At 61.6% G+C, this 15,975-nt stretch carries 14 protein-coding genes; 8 read left to right on the plus strand and 6 right to left on the minus strand.

Annotated features, from left to right (window positions below):
* Positions 1-151 precede the first annotated feature (151 nt).
* Both U862_RS0117765 and U862_RS0117770 read right to left on the minus strand, forming a co-directional pair.
* A complete protein-coding gene (locus tag U862_RS0117765; protein ID WP_025111643.1) occupies positions 152-871 on the minus strand; it encodes a FadR/GntR family transcriptional regulator in 720 nt (239 codons plus the stop codon).
* Positions 872-1,057: 186 nt separating this feature from the next.
* The gene (locus tag U862_RS0117770) at positions 1,058-2,794 is read right to left on the minus strand and encodes an IlvD/Edd family dehydratase (protein ID WP_025111644.1); all 1,737 of its coding nucleotides are present in this window, start codon (positions 2,792-2,794) and stop codon (positions 1,058-1,060) included.
* Positions 2,795-2,987: 193 nt separating this feature from the next.
* Between U862_RS0117770 and U862_RS0117775 the strand changes: the two genes are divergently transcribed.
* From U862_RS0117775 to U862_RS0117810, 8 genes are all read left to right on the plus strand, one after another.
* Positions 2,988-4,295 (plus strand): MFS transporter, encoded by a 1,308-nt coding sequence (locus tag U862_RS0117775; protein WP_025111645.1) that lies wholly within the window; start codon positions 2,988-2,990, stop codon positions 4,293-4,295.
* A gap of 132 nt (positions 4,296-4,427) precedes the next feature.
* Complete coding sequence (gene araD1 / locus U862_RS0117780; protein ID WP_025111646.1) at positions 4,428-5,420, plus strand: AraD1 family protein; 993 nt, start codon at positions 4,428-4,430, stop codon at positions 5,418-5,420.
* Positions 5,421-5,429: 9 nt separating this feature from the next.
* On the plus strand, positions 5,430-7,010 hold the full coding sequence (locus U862_RS0117785) for an aldehyde dehydrogenase (NADP(+)) (RefSeq protein ID WP_025111647.1): 1,581 nt from the start codon (positions 5,430-5,432) through the stop codon (positions 7,008-7,010).
* A gap of 179 nt (positions 7,011-7,189) precedes the next feature.
* Positions 7,190-7,498, plus strand: a complete 309-nt coding sequence (locus U862_RS0117790) for a DUF5629 family protein (RefSeq protein WP_025111648.1) — start codon at positions 7,190-7,192, stop codon at positions 7,496-7,498.
* A complete protein-coding gene (locus U862_RS0117795; RefSeq protein ID WP_025111649.1) occupies positions 7,485-8,660 on the plus strand; it encodes a lactonase family protein in 1,176 nt (391 codons plus the stop codon). The genes U862_RS0117790 and U862_RS0117795 overlap by 14 nt, the downstream gene beginning before the upstream one ends.
* Positions 8,661-8,816: 156 nt before the next feature.
* Complete coding sequence (locus tag U862_RS0117800) at positions 8,817-8,996, plus strand: hypothetical protein (RefSeq protein WP_025111650.1); 180 nt, start codon at positions 8,817-8,819, stop codon at positions 8,994-8,996.
* A 250-nt stretch (positions 8,997-9,246) separates the two neighbouring features.
* Positions 9,247-9,459 (plus strand): hypothetical protein, encoded by a 213-nt coding sequence (locus U862_RS0117805; RefSeq protein WP_025111651.1) that lies wholly within the window; start codon positions 9,247-9,249, stop codon positions 9,457-9,459.
* Complete coding sequence (locus tag U862_RS0117810) at positions 9,456-9,713, plus strand: hypothetical protein (RefSeq protein ID WP_025111652.1); 258 nt, start codon at positions 9,456-9,458, stop codon at positions 9,711-9,713. Before U862_RS0117805 ends, U862_RS0117810 begins: the two co-directional genes overlap by 4 nt.
* A 71-nt stretch (positions 9,714-9,784) precedes the next feature.
* On the opposite strand, the gene U862_RS0117815 is transcribed toward U862_RS0117810, so the two are convergent.
* The 4 genes from U862_RS0117815 to U862_RS0117830 all read right to left on the minus strand — a co-directional run.
* Complete coding sequence (locus tag U862_RS0117815) at positions 9,785-10,369, minus strand: glutathione S-transferase (protein ID WP_025111653.1); 585 nt, start codon at positions 10,367-10,369, stop codon at positions 9,785-9,787.
* Positions 10,366-14,007: an SbcC/MukB-like Walker B domain-containing protein gene (locus U862_RS0117820; protein WP_025111654.1), complete on the minus strand. Its 3,642-nt coding sequence runs from the start codon at positions 14,005-14,007 to the stop codon at positions 10,366-10,368. Before U862_RS0117820 ends, U862_RS0117815 begins: the two co-directional genes overlap by 4 nt.
* The gene (locus U862_RS0117825) at positions 14,004-15,248 is read right to left on the minus strand and encodes an exonuclease SbcCD subunit D C-terminal domain-containing protein (RefSeq protein ID WP_025111655.1); all 1,245 of its coding nucleotides are present in this window, start codon (positions 15,246-15,248) and stop codon (positions 14,004-14,006) included. The genes U862_RS0117820 and U862_RS0117825 overlap by 4 nt, the downstream gene beginning before the upstream one ends.
* 121 nt (positions 15,249-15,369) lie before the next feature.
* Positions 15,370-15,975 (minus strand): hypothetical protein (locus tag U862_RS0117830; protein ID WP_025111656.1); only part of this gene is annotated, 606 nt, incomplete at its 5' end.

The following is a 15,975-nucleotide window of genomic DNA, read 5'->3' on the forward strand; positions in this document are numbered from 1 at the left end:
CTCGGGTTGCGGCTTTTTTTATCCCGCGAACTTCACACAATCCATTGTAGGAGTGAGCCTGCTCGCGATAGCGGTGTGTCAGTCAGTGATTCTCTACCTGATAGACCGCTATCGCGAGCAGGCTCACTCCTACAAGGGGAATTGCGGTGTGTCAGGAGAGTTCAGTACCAAGCACAACACTCAAAGCACTCCGCGCATCATCCAGCTGCACCAACGTCGCATGCCGCGCGCCCAACGCATCCCGATTCTCGATAGCGGTGAGAATCGCCTTGTGCCGTGGCAGCGCCAGCTCATGCAGGTTCGGTCGCTGGTTCGAATGCTTCAACGCCTCGGCGATCGCCACCGAGAGCATGTTGCACAGGTTCGCCAGCAAATCGTTGTGGGTCGCATCGGCGATGCGGCTGTGGAAATCCAGATCCGGCTGCAGCAAGGCTTCCGGGGTCGGAGCTGCTTCCATGCGTTGATAGGCTTCGCCGATGGCCGCAATATCGGCCTCGGTCGCATGCTGGGCGGCGAGGGCGGCAGCGGCCGGTTCGATGATGCTGCGCACGCTGGTCAGCACATTGAAGAATTCATTCTGCGGGCTGCTTTGCATCAGCCAGTGCAGCACGTCCGGATCGAGCATGTGCCATTCCCGGCGCGGTTTGACCACCGTGCCGACCCGTGGCCTGGAATACACCAACCCCTTGGCCACCAGCACCCGCGTGGCTTCGCGCAACACCGGCCGGCTGACCGCGTACTCCTCGCACAACAAGGCTTCGGCGGGCAGCTTGTCGTCGGGCAGAAAGCGTCCGGAGACGATCTGCATGCCCAGTTCCTGGACGATGCGCGAGTGCATGCTTTTGCGGTCGGAAGGTTTGCGGTAATCCATGGGGAACGGCGCGATCCTGAGCGATGGAGATGCCGCGCATCATAGCAGGCACGGCACAATCTTGAGGCAGATACACACGCCAAATGTGGGAGCGGGCTTACTCGCGAATTCGGTGTGTCAGTCATGCATATTTCGACTGGCACACCGCATTCGCGAGCAAGCCCGCTCCCACAGGGGGAATGGCGATTAGTGGGAATGGCGCGGGACTTCAGCGCCTCGGCAACCGACCAGGAAGTCAAAGTCACAGCCCTGATCCGCCTGCAGCACATGGTCGATGTACAGCTGACGATAGCCACCCACCAGCAACTGTTGCGGTGGCTGCAGATCCGCCATGCGCGCCGCCAGTTCGGCCTCCGGAATATCCAGATGCAGCCGCCCACTGGCGCAGTCGAGTTCGATCCAGTCGCCTTCCTGCACCGCCGCCAAAGGCCCGCCGGCAGCGGCTTCCGGCGCCACGTGCAAAACGACGGTGCCGTACGCGGTGCCGCTCATCCGCGCATCGGAAATGCGCACCATGTCGGTCACCCCCTGCGCCAGCAGTTTGGCCGGCAAGCCCATGTTGCCTACCTCGGCCATGCCCGGATACCCCTTCGGCCCGCAGTTCTTCATCACCAGAATCGAGTTGGCATCCACCTCCAGCTCCGGATCGTTGATCCGCGCCTTGTACATGTCGAAGTTCTCGAACACCACCGCACGCCCACGATGCTGCATCAGTTCCGGGGTCGCAGCGGACGGCTTGAGCACAGCACCGAGCGGCGCCAGATTGCCGCGCAATACGCAGATGCCGCCGTCCGCGCGGATCGGGTTATCGAGGGTGCGGATCACCTCATCTTCGCCATAGATCGGCGCGTCCCTGGTGTTCTCGCCCAGTGTTTTGCCGTTCACCGTCAGCGCATTCGGATTGGGAAGCAGATTGGCCTCGCCGAGACGGCGCAGCACCGCCGGCAAACCACCGGCGTAATAGAACTCTTCCATCAGAAAACGCCCGGACGGTTGCAGGTCGACGATGGTCGGCATGCCGCGCCCGATGCGCGTCCAGTCATCCAGATCCAGTTCGACGCCGATGCGACCGGCGATGGCTTTCAAGTGAATCACCGCGTTGGTCGAACCGCCGATGGCGGCGTTCACCCGGATAGCGTTCTCGAAGGCTGCTTTGGTCAAAATTTTCGACAGTTTCAAATCCTCGCGAACCATCTCCACCGCACGCATGCCGGACATGTGTGCCAGCACATAACGCCGCGCATCCACCGCCGGAATCGCCGCGTTGTGCGGCAAGGACGCGCCCAGTGCTTCAGCCATGCAGGCCATGGTCGACGCGGTGCCCATGGTGTTGCAGGTGCCCGCCGAGCGCGACATGCCGCCCTCGGCCGCGAGGAAGTCGTCGAGGGTGATGGTGCCAGCCTTGACCTGCTCGCTGAGCTGCCAGACCACCGTGCCGGAACCGATGTCCTTGCCCTTGTGCTTGCCGTTAAGCATCGGCCCGCCGGTGACGACGATCGCTGGCACATCGCAACTGGCCGCGCCCATCAGCAGCGCCGGAGTGGTTTTGTCGCAACCGGTGAGCAAGACCACGCCGTCAATCGGGTTGCCACGAATCGCCTCTTCAACGTCCATGCTCGCCAGGTTGCGGGTGAGCATGGCGGTGGGGCGCAGGTTCGATTCGCCATTGGAGAACACCGGGAATTCCACCGGGAAGCCACCGGCCTCGATCACCCCGCGTTTGACGTGCTCCGCGATCTGGCGGAAATGCGCGTTGCATGGGGTCAGTTCCGACCAGGTGTTGCAGATGCCGATGATCGGCTTGCCGCGGAACTGGTGGTCGGCGATGCCCTGATTCTTCATCCAGCTGCGGTACATAAAGCCGTTTTTGTCGGCAGTGCCAAACCATTGGGCCGAGCGCAGAGTGGGTTTCTTCTCAGACATGATCGATTCTCTTATTGTAAGACTATTGTTTGCGAGTCACGGCTAAACATAAGCTCAAAATCGGCGATTTGGAAGTGTTGTTGGGTAATTAGTATTACTATATAGTCGTTTTCGACGGAGGGATCGGCCCTGGCGGTTTCCGCGAGAGGCGTCCCCCGAGGTTCTATAAAAACAACAATCGGAGACCGATCCCATGAGCCAGGAACTGCGGCTTATTCGCCGCATCACGCTGAAACTGATTCCTTTCCTGATCCTGCTGTACCTGATCGCCTATGTGGATCGCTCCGCCGTCGGCTTCGCCAAACTGCACATGGGCGCCGACATCGGCATCGGTGATGCGGCCTATGGCCTCGGTGCCGGGCTGTTTTTCATCGGCTATTTTCTGCTGGAAATCCCCAGCAACCTGATGCTTGAACGCTTCGGCGCGCGGCGCTGGTTCGCTCGGATCATGATCACCTGGGGCGCGATCACCATCGGCATGGCGTTCGTCCAGGGCCCGCACAGTTTCTATGTGATGCGCTTTCTGCTCGGCGCGGCGGAGGCGGGGTTCTTTCCCGGTGTTCTGTACTACATCACTCAATGGTTCCCGGTGCGCCATCGCGGCAAGATCCTCGGCCTGTTCATCCTCTCCCAACCGATCGCGATGATGATCACCGGTCCCGTGTCCGGCGGCTTGCTGGGCATGGACGGGATCCTTGGCCTGCACGGCTGGCAGTGGCTGTTCATCGTCATCGGCACCCCGGCGATCCTGTTGACCTGGCCGGTGTTGCGCTGGCTGCCGGACGGCCCGCAGCAAGTAAAGTGGATGGATCAGAGCGAGAAAGACTGGCTGACCGGCGAGCTGAAAAAAGACTTGCAGGAATACGGCCAGACCCGTCACGGCAACCCGTTGCATGCACTCAAGGACAAACGTGTGTTGCTGCTGGCGCTGTTTTATCTGCCGGTGACCCTGAGCATTTATGGCCTCGGCCTGTGGCTGCCGACGCTGATCAAACAGTTCGGCGGCAGTGATCTGGTCACCGGTTTCGTCTCGTCGGTGCCGTATGTCTTCGGCATCGTCGGCCTGCTGATCGTGCCGCGCAGTTCCGATCGCATGAATGATCGTTATGGGCACCTGGCGGTGCTGTATGTGCTGGGCGCGATTGGCCTGTTCATGAGTGCCTGGCTGTCGTTGCCGGTGGCGCAGTTGGCGGCGCTGTGCCTGGTGGCGTTCGCGCTGTTTTCCTGCACGGCGGTGTTCTGGACCTTGCCCGGGCGGTTCTTTGCCGGTGCCAGTGCGGCGGCGGGGATCGCCTTGATCAACTCGGTGGGCAACCTCGGCGGCTACATCGGGCCGTTCGTGATTGGTGCGCTGAAGGAGTACACCGGGAATCTGGCTTCGGGCTTGTATTTCCTCAGCGGGGTGATGGTGTTCGGGCTGGTGTTGACCGGCGTGGTTTACCGCGTGCTTGAGCGCAAGCATGTGCTGCCGGTAGACCAATTTGCCGCCAGTGCACGCTAATCCAATGTGGGAGCGCGCCTGCTCGCGAAGAGGCCGGCACATTCAATTTTTTCGCTGACTGACACACCGCTTTCGCGAGCAGGCTCGCTCCCACAGGGGAACGGCGGTGTTTTGAAGGAATAGGAGAAAAACATGCATCTGGTTCAATTCGAATTGATTAACGGCGAGCGCCGCGTCGGCGTGGTCGACCACGGTCTGGTGCGCGAAGTGCAGGACGCTCGCAGCGTGCGTGACCTGGCCCTGGCCGCCATCGAAGCCGGTGGCACTCTGGAGCAGCAAGTGCAAACCCTCGGCCTCGGCATCAGCCATGACTACGCCGAACTGCTGGGCACGCGACGCATCCTGCCGCCATTGGATCATCCGGACCCGGCGCACCTGCTGGTCAGCGGCACCGGCCTGACGCACTTGGGCAGTGCCTCGGCTCGCGACAAAATGCACCAGCACGCCGCTGACGAAGCACAAATGACTGACACCATGCGCATCTTCAAATGGGGCGTGGAGGGCGGCAAACCGGCAGCCGGGCAGGCGGGTGTGCAGCCGGAATGGTTCTACAAGGGCGACGGCAGCATCGTCGTACGCCCGGGCGAGGCGTTTGCGCTGCCACCGTTCGCCGAAGACGCCGGTGAGGAACCGGAAATGGCCGGCCTCTACGTCATCGGCCGTGACGGCAAACCGTATCGCCTCGGTTTCGCGGTGGGCAACGAGTTCTCTGACCACGTCATGGAGCGCAAGAACTACCTGTATCTGGCCCACTCGAAACTGCGCAGTTGCAGCTACGGCCCGGAGCTGCGCACCGGTGATCTGCCGCAACATTTGGCCGGCAGCAGCCGCATCCTGCGCAACGGCGAAGTGCTGTGGCAGAACGAATTCCTCAGCGGCGAAGCCAACATGTGCCACAGCCTCGCCAACCTCGAATATCACCACTTCAAGTACAGCCAGTTCCTGCGTCCGGGCGACGTGCACATTCACTTCTTCGGCACCGCGACCCTGTCGTTCGCCGATGGCATCCGCACGCAACCGGGCGATGTGTTTGAAATCACCCAGGCCGAATTCGGCGCACCTCTGGTCAACGGCATCGCCCCCGCAGTAGCGGCTTTTCAGCCCGACAGCATCGGCACCCTTTAAGGAGCTCCCATGACTCAGATTCTCGGCCACAACTACATCGGCGGTCAGCGCGGTGCAGCGGGCGACGTCAAACTGCAGAGCGTCGACGCGACCACTGGCGAACACCTGCCTTACGATTTCATCCAGGCCACAGCTGAAGAAGTCGACGCTGCCGCCAAGGCAGCTGCTACCGCGTACCCGGCGTATCGCAGCCTCAGCGCCGAACGCCGCGCGCAGTTTCTCGACGCAATTGCCGATGAACTGGATGCGCTGGGCGACGACTTCATTGCCGTGGTTTGCCGTGAGACTGCGTTGCCCGCGGCGCGAATTCAGGGTGAGCGCGGTCGTACCAGCGGCCAGATGCGCCTGTTCGCCAAAGTCCTGCGTCGCGGTGATTTCTACGGCGCACGAATCGACCTGCCGCTGCCGGATCGCCAGCCGTTTCCGCGCCCGGACCTGCGCCAGTACCGCATCGGCCTCGGCCCGGTGGCGGTGTTCGGTGCGAGCAACTTTCCGCTGGCGTTTTCCACCGCTGGCGGCGATACGGCGGCGGCGCTGGCGGCTGGCTGCCCGGTGGTGTTCAAGGCCCACAGCGGCCACATGGCTACAGCAGAACGGGTCGCTGATGCACTGATTCGCGCGGCGGAAAAAACCGCGATGCCGGCCGGGGTGTTCAACATGATCTACGGCGGGGGCGTCGGCGAATGGCTGGTCAAACATCCGGCGATTCAGGCGGTGGGCTTTACCGGTTCGCTCAAAGGCGGTCGGGCGTTGTGCGATATGGCGGCGGCGCGACCGCAACCGATTCCGGTGTTCGCCGAGATGTCGAGCATCAACCCGGTGATCGTCCTGCCGCAGGCGCTGGCCGCGCGTTCGGAATCGATCGCCCGCGATTTGACCGCGTCGGTGGTGCAAGGCTGCGGTCAGTTCTGCACCAATCCCGGTCTGGTGATCGGTATCCGCTCAGCGCAATTCAGCGCCTTCGTGCAGCAAGTCGCCGGGCTGATCGGCGATCAACCGTCGCAAACCATGCTCAACGCCGGCACACTCGGCAGCTACGGCAACGGCTTGCACACGCTCTTGGCGCATTCCGGGATTGAACATCTGGCAGGCAACCCGCAGCAGGGCAATCAAGCACAGCCGCAATTGTTCAAAGCGGATGTCAGCCTGTTGATCGGGGGCGATGAAGTGCTGCAGGAAGAAGTATTCGGCCCGACCACGGTGATCGTCGAAGTGGCGGACAAGGCCCAGCTCAGCGCGGCGTTGCAAGGGCTGCATGGACAACTCACCGCAACGATCATCGGCGAACAGGCGGACTTCGAACGCTTCCCGGAACTGACGCCATTGCTGGAGCAGAAAGTCGGGCGGATCTTGCTCAATGGATATCCAACCGGGGTCGAAGTGTGTGATTCGATGGTCCACGGCGGGCCGTATCCGGCAACGTCGGATGCACGCGGCACATCGGTCGGGACCCTGGCGATCGACCGTTTCCTGCGCCCGGTGTGCTTCCAGAACTACCCGGACTTCTTGCTCCCCGAACCGCTGAAAAACGCCAACCCGTTGCGCATCCAGCGTCTGGTCGACGGCAAACCCTCACGCGACGCGTTGTAACTGATAGCCAGCATTCCATGTGGGAGCGAGCCTGCACGCGAATGCATTCTGCCAGTCAGCCTTTCATGGTCTGACACACCGCATTCGCGAGCAGGTTCGCTCCCACAGGGGTTCCAGCAAGGCCTCTGGATCACATTGAGCTATCATTGGCCCTTTCCCCCTAAGAAAGACTGTTTGCCATGACTGCCCAAACCCTTCTCGACGTCCTTGAACACTGCGATATGGTCGAAATCGATGGCTTGCACGCCTTCGAATTCGCCCTCGACGAAGATGACAACCTGCACATCGAATGCATGGATGGCCGAGCGGCCAAGCATTGGGAGTTCACGCCGGCGCAGGTTGCAGCAGCAACTTTTGATAATGACCTGCAGAGCTGGTTGATCATTGGTTATGCCAGCGATACCAAAACCACCGGCGAGCACCGCCTGGTCTGCAGCGAGGCCTTCGGCGGCAGCGATGACGAGGACGAAACCGATGAACATGCGTAAATTCTGGCCGCTGCTGATGGCCGGCAGCGTCGGCGCGATGGGCCTGTCCAGTGCCAGCGCCGAGAACTATCAATTGCTGGTCGGCTCGTACACCGCCGGCACCAGCCAAGGCATCTATCGAATGAATTTCGACAGTGCCACCGGCCAGATCGCCGCCAAGCCGCTGCAAGTGGTGAAGAGCGAAAATCCGTCGTGGCTGACCCTGTCCAAGGACCAGCATCGGCTGTTCGTGGTCAATGAAAACGGCCCCGGCCAGAAAGACCCGGTTGGCCGCGTCAGCAGCTATTCGATCGACCCCAAGACCCACGTCCTGAGCCTGATCAATCAGGTGCAGAGCCTGGGCAATGAGCCGACCCATTCGAGCCTGAGCGGCGATGCCAGCCACCTGTTCGTCAGCAACTACTCGGTGATGGAAGATCCGGGCGGCACCCTCGCGGTGTTGCCGGTCGGCGCTGACGGCAAGCTCAAACCGGTGGTGCAGATGAGCGCGCACCCGGCGAGCCGGGTCAACCCGGAGCGTCAGGCGTCCAACCACGTGCATTCGACGGTGTCCTCGCCGGATGGCCGCTACGTGTTCTCCAACGACCTGGGCGCGGACAAGGTCTTCATCTACAAATTCGACCCGAAAGCCAACCCGGACCTGCCGCTGACTCCGGCGAAAACCGCTTCGGTGTCCATGCCTGCCGGCAGCGGCCCGCGTCATCTGCTGTTCAGCGCGGACGGCAAGCACGCCTGGCTGACCATGGAAATGAGCGCGCAGGTCGCGGTGTTCGACTACAACGACGGCGTGCTGACGCAAACTCAACTGGTCGATCTGGCCGCCGGTCAGCCGACTTCGGACAAGGCCGGTGCAGCGCTGCACGCCTCGGCCGATGGCAAGTTCCTCTACGTCAGCAATCGCGGCACCGCCAATCAACTGGTGGTATTCAGCATTGACCCGGCGACCGCTCAGCTCAAAGAACTGCAAAAGCGTTCGGTGGAAGGTGATCACCCGCGCGAATTCAGCCTCGATCCGAGTGGCAAATTCCTGCTGATCGCCAACCAGAAGAGCAACGAAATTGTCGTCGTCGAACGCGATGCCAAGACCGGTCTGCTCGGCAAAACCGTGCAGAAACTGCCAATGGACGCCCCGAGCGACCTCAAGTTCCTGGTGCGACAATAAGCCACAGGCCCCGGTTTACGGGGCCTGTCTCTTTGTATTAATCGCGCTGATATCCGGTAATGCTACAAAGCATTTCAAGCGATCAGCCCTCGAGCGTTAAGTTTGCTTCACGGCCCAACCGGGCAAGCAAGCCAACCGAACACGAGGGTTACCGCCATGAACTTCAATCTCTTCTCTGTCATCGCCGCTTCCGCCATCTCCGCTACCGTTGCGCTGCCAGCCAGTGCCAACGTGGAAATCAACAGCAAAAAAGCTCACACCCAGAGCTACACCCAGAAATACCTGCAACAGAGCGCCAACTTCTACGCTGCTCTGGATCACAAAATCCAACACTGAACGTCCCGCGCTGCATCCGATATGCAGGAGCGAAGTCACTTGTGTCGATGATCGTTGTCACGATCGGCGGCCAGAGAAGTGATGTCGCTCCTGCATATCGCATTTTCGGTTCCCATAAATATTCTGTAATACCCCTATAGATCGGCTTAATGATCAACGAAGCTGATATTTACTATGGCAAACCCTGAGTGGTTGCTACGGCTTTTTTGATTGATCCTGACGGCACTGAAACATGCCCACGGAGAACATCATGGCCAGTTCAATCATCACCTCAGCCAAGCTCGGCGCCTACCTGGCCATCGGTCTTTACCTGGTCCTGGTGCTGTTCGTCAGCGTCGCCTCGCACACTCAACACAGCTTCGACGCACCGATCGAGGTCGCACACCCCGGCATCCAGTTCGAACACCGCGCGCAAGGCGTGCTGGTCGATCGGGCGGAACTCGCAGGAGTGGGCGCAGCATGAAAGGCTACAGACTCTGGGTCATCGCCGCCCTGGCACTGATGACCAATGGTGCGGCATTACTGGGCTTCGGTCAGGGCTCGGTCGGCGCGCTGGCACGGGCCATAGAGGCCAATCACACCATCGCGCACAACATCGAACGGGCCAACTCGCAGGGGCTGCTGGCCGGTAACCCGCCGATCAAGGCCGAAGTCGATTTTCTTGGGCCGTTTGAAGTGGATTGCTCGGCACTGGGGATGTGTGACGCACTGGCTTAGACTGAGCGAACACCTTGTGGCGAGGGAATGAATCCCCTCGCCACAAAGTGTTCGGTAGCAGAAATTCGGGGTTACTTCTTCATGATCGCCGTAAACAGCCCGGATTCGAGCAAACGCTGCAACCACGCCTGCAAACGCACGTAAGGCGTTTGCGCAAACCACTCGCGATCGACATGCGCGAACTGCCGCACGAACGGCAGCAGCGCCACATCCGCCAGGCTCAAGTGCTCGGCCAGCAAGTAATCGCGATCCGTCAGCAACTCATCCAGCCTCTGCAAGAACAAGGCGCCCTCAGCCCGATAAACCTCCATCGGCTGCTCGGGGTAGCGCTCGGCGTACTTGTAGCGATTCAACTGCACCTTGAACCCTTGATCGTTGGCTGCGATCAACTCGGCAATCCGTGCGTCACCCCCCATTAACCAGCCCTGCGGATCATGCTGCGCCAAGGCCCAATGCATGATCTCCAGGCTCTCGTCGATCACCCGGCCATCGGCGTCCAGCACCGGCACCGTGCCCTTGGGCGAGATCGCCAGCATCGCGGCCGGTTTGGCCTTGAGGCTGACTTCGATGATGTCTACCGGCACGCCCGAGTAACGCAGAGCCATCCGCGCGCGCATCGCGTACGGGCAGCGGCGGAACGAGTACAGCGTGTTCATTTCACCTCCAGGGTGCTCAGGCCATTGCCTTGGCGCTGTACCTGAATCTGCACCGGAATCCGTTCGTGCATTTCCTGCACGTGGGAAATCACCGCGACTTTGCGCCCCTGGGCCTGCAAGCCGTCGAGGGCGTCCATCGCCAGTTGCAGGGATTCCGGGTCGAGGCTGCCGAAGCCCTCGTCGATAAACAGCGATTCGATCTTCAGCGTGCTTGAGGCCATCGACGCCAAGCCCAGCGCCAGGGCCAGCGACACCAGGAACGTCTCGCCACCGGACAGCGAATGCACCGAGCGCAATTCATCGCCCATCTCGGTGTCCATCACCAGCAGACCGAGCATGCTGCCGCCGCGTTTCAGGCGATAGCGCTTGACCAGTTGGCGCAGCTGCACGTTGGCGTGATGCACCAGCAGGTCGAGGTTGTAGGCCTGGGCGATCTTGCGGAAGGTGTCGCCGGTGGCCGAGCCGATCAACGCATTGAGCCGCGCCCAACGCTGATACTCGGCGTAGGCGTCAGCGATCTGCTGCGCCAGTGCTTGATTGGCGTTTTGCCGGCGCTGATCCTCGACCTGTTCGGCACGCAATTCGGCGCATTGCTGTTCGCTGGCGGTGAACTGGTCTTGCAGGTCGGCGAGGGCGGTGGCGAGTTGTTCGGCATCGAGGTTGCCGTTGTGTTGCGCCTGATGATCGAGCAACAAGCGATCACGCTCCTGCAGCAGCACCTTGGCCTGCTCGATGGCTTTTTCGTTGTGCTGCAAGTGCTGGCGCAGTTCGCTGACCTCAGCATCATCGACGCGCAGCAGGTCTTCGAGACCGCCGTCATCCAGCTCCGGATGACGTGCGCGCCAGTCGGCGATTTTGCCGGCCAGATCCTGATCTTCGCTGTGCAGCGCTTGCAAACGCTCTTGCTGCGCCTTGAGTTCGGCGGCGATCTGCACGAGTTGCGTGCGCAGGTTTTGCAGGTCCTGTGCGGTGCCGGTTTCGGCCTTGCGCGCCTGTTCAACCGCGTGCTCGAGTTGCTGTTGCCAGTGCTCGGCGCTGCTGTGCTCGCCGAGCAGTTGCGCGAGTTTTTCCTGGCAGGTGCGTTGCTGTTCGGTCAGCGCAGTGAATTGCTGTTCGGCGCTGAGCAACTGCTGTGCACGGGTCTGCTGACGATCCTGTTCTTTCTCCAGCGTCTGCTGACGCTGTTGCTGTTCGGCCTGTTCTTCCTTCTGCTGATCGACCTGCGCCAGGCGCTCGGCGATCTGCCGGTCGAGCTGCATGAACGTCGCTGCGGGCTCCTGACGCAAAGCATCCAGGGTGTCCGCTGGCAGCAGATTGCCGAACGCTGTGAGTTCTTCATCGAGACGCTGACGGTCGCTGCTCAGCTCTCGCTGCTGATTGCTCAGGTGCTGCGTCGCTTGTTGATGCGCAGTTTCGGTCTGACGCAATTGCTGGGTCAGACGCGCGGCATCCTGTTGCAGGGTGAGCAGGGCGCTCTGGCGTTGTTCGTCCTGAGTGATGCTCTGGTTCAACTGGTCGTTTTGTCGGGCAAGCCAGGCATCGCGTTTGTCAGCGTCCTGATTGAGCAGCTGCGCGGCCAGCGGATGCGCGTCGAGGCTCGGCGCCAGCGCTTGTTGCTGGGTGGCCAGGTGTTCCTGTTGTTGCAGCAGTTCTTTTTGCTGAGCAATGACGCCACCGACTTCGGCGCGCAACTCGATGAGCTTTTCCTTGAGCTGATCGACCACCTGCTGGGCGTTGGCCTGCTCGCTTTCATCGTGGCGACCGAGACTTTGCAGCAGCGCTTCCGGTTGGTGATACGGATGCTCGTTGCTGCCGCAGACCGGGCACGGCTGATCGTCCTGCAACTGCGCGCGCAACTCTTCGACACTGGCACTGCGCGCCAGACGCTGGCGTTCAAGCAGTTCGCGGGTGACGTTGAGAGTCTGCTCGGCGACGGTCAGCCCGGCTTTGGTTTTTACCCCGTCCTGAGTCAGGCGTTCGCGTTCCTGATGGGCGCTGAGCTGGCGTTGTTGCAGCTCGCTGCTGCGCTTGTCGAGATCCTGTTGCGTGGCCCACAAGCGTGACAGGTCTTCGAAGGCGCGCAGTTGTTTGCGGTTGTCCTGCAGCAGCGTGCCGAGGATGCCGATCTGTTCGGCGACGGCATCGGGTTCGGCGCCGGCCTCTTTGAACAGCACTTCAAGTTGCTGCTTCTGCGAGGTCAGCTCGGCGGCGCTGCGGGTGGCGTTTTCTTCGAGGCTTGCCAGTTCCGCCTGGCCTTTGTTCAAGCGGTTGCCGATCAGCATCAGCTGTTGCAGGCGATCGCGATAGGCATTCCACGCATCACTCAGCGGCGCCAGATGAGCGCTCTGCTCAAGTTCGGCGGCGATGCGTTGCAGGCGCTCGGCGACTTGGGTCTGTTTTTCCAGCAAGGCGTGAAGGGCGTTCTGGCCCTCGGTGCACGCCTGTTGCGCATTGAGTCTGGCGTCGGCGCTGTGGGCGACATCCTTGACCAGACGGGCGAGGGTGCTTTGTTCTTCAAACGCCTGACGCAACAGCGGCGCGTTTGCGGTTTGCCGATGCTGCGCTTCGCTCAAAGCGACTTTCGCTTCTTCGAGGTCCTGCTCCAGTTGTGTCTGGCGCTCGCTCAGCTCGGCGTGTTGCTGCGTGTGCGCGGCTATTTGCGCGGCCAGTGGCGTCAGCAGGGCATCGAGTTCGGTTTTACGCGCGAACTGATGCCGTTGCGGGCCGAGCTGTTCCAGACGCGTCAACTTCATGCGTTCGCCGGCCAGACCTTCCGACGTCTGCTGGGCGCTGTGCAGTTGTTCGGCGGCGGCTTGCTGCGCGTCCCGCAACACACGCAAATCCTTGAGCCAGCTGTGCTGTTGCTCGAGCTGCTTGAGCTGCGCCTGCTGCAACTTCATCTGTTGTTGGGCGGCGTTGAAACGCTCGTCCAGCTGCGCTCGAGCCTCAGGCGCCAGCGGGGTGACGCCGGTGGCCTGATCTTGCAGCAGCTTGTGCGCTTCGCGGGCTTCTTTGGTCTTGTCGAACGCGCGACGGCCGAGGCGGGTGTAAAGCGCGGTGTCGGTGAGCTTTTCCAGCAGTTCGCTGCGGTCGTTGTCGTCGGCCTTGAGGAACGCGCTGAACTCGCTCTGCGCCAGCAGCACGGCGCGGGTGAACTGTTCGAAGTTGAGGCCGAGCGCGGCTTCCAGCTGGGTCTTGTATTCGCCTTTCTGGCTGGCGAGCAGTTGATCCTGATCGATGTCGCGCAGGCTCTGACGGCTGGCCTGCAGCTTGCCGCCAGCCTTCTCGCGAGCCCGGTTGGCTTCCCAGCGGGCGCGATAGCGGCGGCCATCGACGCCGACAAAATCCACTTCGGCATAACCTTCACCGGTGCCGCGCCGCAGCAAGGTGCGCGGGTCGCCGGTGGCGATTTCACCGTCGGCATCCGGGACTTTGGCGTCACGGCCAGTGTTGTTCAGGCGCGGCACGGCGCCGAACAGCGCCAGGCACAGGGCATCGAGCAGGGTACTTTTGCCGGCACCGGTCGGCCCGGTGATCGCGAACAGCCCGGCACTGGCCAGCGGTTCGGCGGTGAAATCGATTTCGAACGGCCCGGCCAGCGAGGCGAGGTTCTTCAAGCGAATGGCGAGAATCTTCATGGCTGCTCGCCCTCCAGTTGTACGTCCTGCAGCAGTTCGGCGAAGTCCTTGAGGGTCTGTTCATCGACCTCGTTGCCGTAGTTGTCGAGCCAGGCGCGGCTGAACAGTTCCTGCGGGGTGAGCTGATCGAGTTCGATCAATGCGCTGCCGTCTTCGGCACCGTCTGCACCGCGGTTGCCGGCATATTCGGCAGCGATCCGCACCAAACGCACGGCTTTGCCTTGCAGGGCGCTTTCCACCTGATGGCGCAGATCCGGCTGCGGCTCGTCGAGGGTCACGCGCACTTCGAGCCACGGTTGGCGCTGGGTTTCGGCGAGCAGATCAATGTTCGGCAGGTCTGCCAGTTGCAGCAGGATCTCCGCCAGCGGCGCCGGGCCTATGCGTTGCAGGTTGACCGATCTTGGGATCAGTTTCGGTTCAACGCTGACCAGGGTTTCGCCGTCGAGGGTGATGTCGAGAATCTGGTGCTGATAGCCGATCTCCGAGAACGACAGCGGAATCGGCGAACCGCTGTAGCGAATGCGTTCTTCACCGTTCACTTTCTGCGGCTTGTGCAAATGGCCGAGGGCGACGTAGCTGATGCTCGGCCCGAACAGGCTGGCGGGCAGCGCTTCTGCGTTGCCGATGATCAGGCTGCGCTCGGAGTCTTCCGAGACCGAGCCGCCGGCCATGTGCGCGTGGCTGATCGCGACCAGCGCCTGACCCGGTTGGCGCTTGGCGTTGGCCGCTTCGATCAGCCATTCATGCACCTGACCGATGCCGCGCAAATAGTTGTCGCCCAGATGCGCGCCGGTCACTTCCGCCGGGCGCAGAAACGGCAGCGCCAGGCACCACGCGGCGATTTCGCCTTGGGCATTCGGCAGCGGCAGCAACAGCCGTTCGGCATCGAGCTGACCGTCATCCAGCCACAACACCCGCCCCAGCGCATGGGTGCGCAAACGGCGCATCAGCGGCGCCGGCAGTTCGATGCGCGAGCCGGAGTCGTGGTTGCCGGCGATCATCACAATGGTTAGCAGCGGTTGCTGCTCGTGGGCGCTGACGATGAAATCGTAGAGGCGTTCCTGGGCTTTGACCGGCGGATTGACAGTGTCGAAGATGTCACCGGCAATCAGCAGCACATCCGGCTGCGCCAGTTGCAGTTGGCGCAGCAGCCATTCGAGAAAGCACGCATGCTCGAAATCGCGCTCCTGGCCGTGCAGGTTTTGCCCAAGGTGCCAGTCGGAGGTGTGAAACAGACGCAAGGCGGACTCCGCAACAGTTAAAGAGGTGATGGCCGCAGGGAAATGAGAGGGCGGCGAAAGAGGGGGAGAGTTTACTGGCAAATGCGTGGGCGTGCCCAAAGCCTTGATGAATCGCGCGATATCAACCGCTCACTTTACGGTCGGTATGCCGGCGCTGTACTTCAGCAAATATCGCGGTGATCGCCCGGTGTGGCAGGCGTTTTTGTAGTGTCCTGACCTGTGCGCTCATTCGCAGCAGTTCTTCACTCGGCTTGGCCCACTGGTCTTTTGGCAGCGGCTCTGACCACTGGCGCATGACCTCGGGCAACACGTGTTGGCCCATGGCCTTGATGCGGCGGATTTCCCATTCGACCAAATAGTTGGGCAGCGTCCAGAAGGTCATGACGTGATACAGGTACCAGAAGAACCCCGACACCCGGCCGCGCTCGCCATCACGGATCTGCTGATGCATGCGCGCGCGGGCGTTATGGAACGTGTGCAGGCCTTCGTGGGGCGGATCGTCGGGGCCTTGCAGGTCTTGCTGGTACTGAATCGATTTGAGGTCGTTGACCTCGAACTCCATGTAGCCGCGGATGGCTTCCCAATGACTGATGGCGATGGGCAGGCCGGTGCAAGGGAATTCGACGCTGGTGAGGACTTCGCCATGCTGGAAGCCGATGCCCATGCCGTATTGGCGGCGGATGCCGTACTGGGTGGCGCTTTGGGCTTCGATGACCCAGGCCGAGAG

The organism is Pseudomonas sp. H1h (assembly GCF_000633255.1).
Lineage (GTDB): Bacteria > Pseudomonadota > Gammaproteobacteria > Pseudomonadales > Pseudomonadaceae > Aquipseudomonas.

What these genes read in the sequence shown, in the direction of transcription:
- U862_RS0117765 (WP_025111643.1), bottom strand. Translation starts at nt 871, where the DNA reads ATGGATTACCGCAAACCTTCCGACCGCAAAAGCATGCACTCGCGCATC.
- U862_RS0117770 (WP_025111644.1), bottom strand. Translation starts at nt 2,794, where the DNA reads ATGTCTGAGAAGAAACCCACTCTGCGCTCGGCCCAATGGTTTGGCACT.
- U862_RS0117775 (WP_025111645.1), top strand. Translation starts at nt 2,988, where the DNA reads ATGAGCCAGGAACTGCGGCTTATTCGCCGCATCACGCTGAAACTGATT.
- araD1 (WP_025111646.1), top strand. Translation starts at nt 4,428, where the DNA reads ATGCATCTGGTTCAATTCGAATTGATTAACGGCGAGCGCCGCGTCGGC.
- U862_RS0117785 (WP_025111647.1), top strand. Translation starts at nt 5,430, where the DNA reads ATGACTCAGATTCTCGGCCACAACTACATCGGCGGTCAGCGCGGTGCA.
- U862_RS0117790 (WP_025111648.1), top strand. Translation starts at nt 7,190, where the DNA reads ATGACTGCCCAAACCCTTCTCGACGTCCTTGAACACTGCGATATGGTC.
- U862_RS0117795 (WP_025111649.1), top strand. Translation starts at nt 7,485, where the DNA reads ATGAACATGCGTAAATTCTGGCCGCTGCTGATGGCCGGCAGCGTCGGC.
- U862_RS0117800 (WP_025111650.1), top strand. Translation starts at nt 8,817, where the DNA reads ATGAACTTCAATCTCTTCTCTGTCATCGCCGCTTCCGCCATCTCCGCT.
- U862_RS0117805 (WP_025111651.1), top strand. Translation starts at nt 9,247, where the DNA reads ATGGCCAGTTCAATCATCACCTCAGCCAAGCTCGGCGCCTACCTGGCC.
- U862_RS0117810 (WP_025111652.1), top strand. Translation starts at nt 9,456, where the DNA reads ATGAAAGGCTACAGACTCTGGGTCATCGCCGCCCTGGCACTGATGACC.
- U862_RS0117815 (WP_025111653.1), bottom strand. Translation starts at nt 10,369, where the DNA reads ATGAACACGCTGTACTCGTTCCGCCGCTGCCCGTACGCGATGCGCGCG.
- U862_RS0117820 (WP_025111654.1), bottom strand. Translation starts at nt 14,007, where the DNA reads ATGAAGATTCTCGCCATTCGCTTGAAGAACCTCGCCTCGCTGGCCGGG.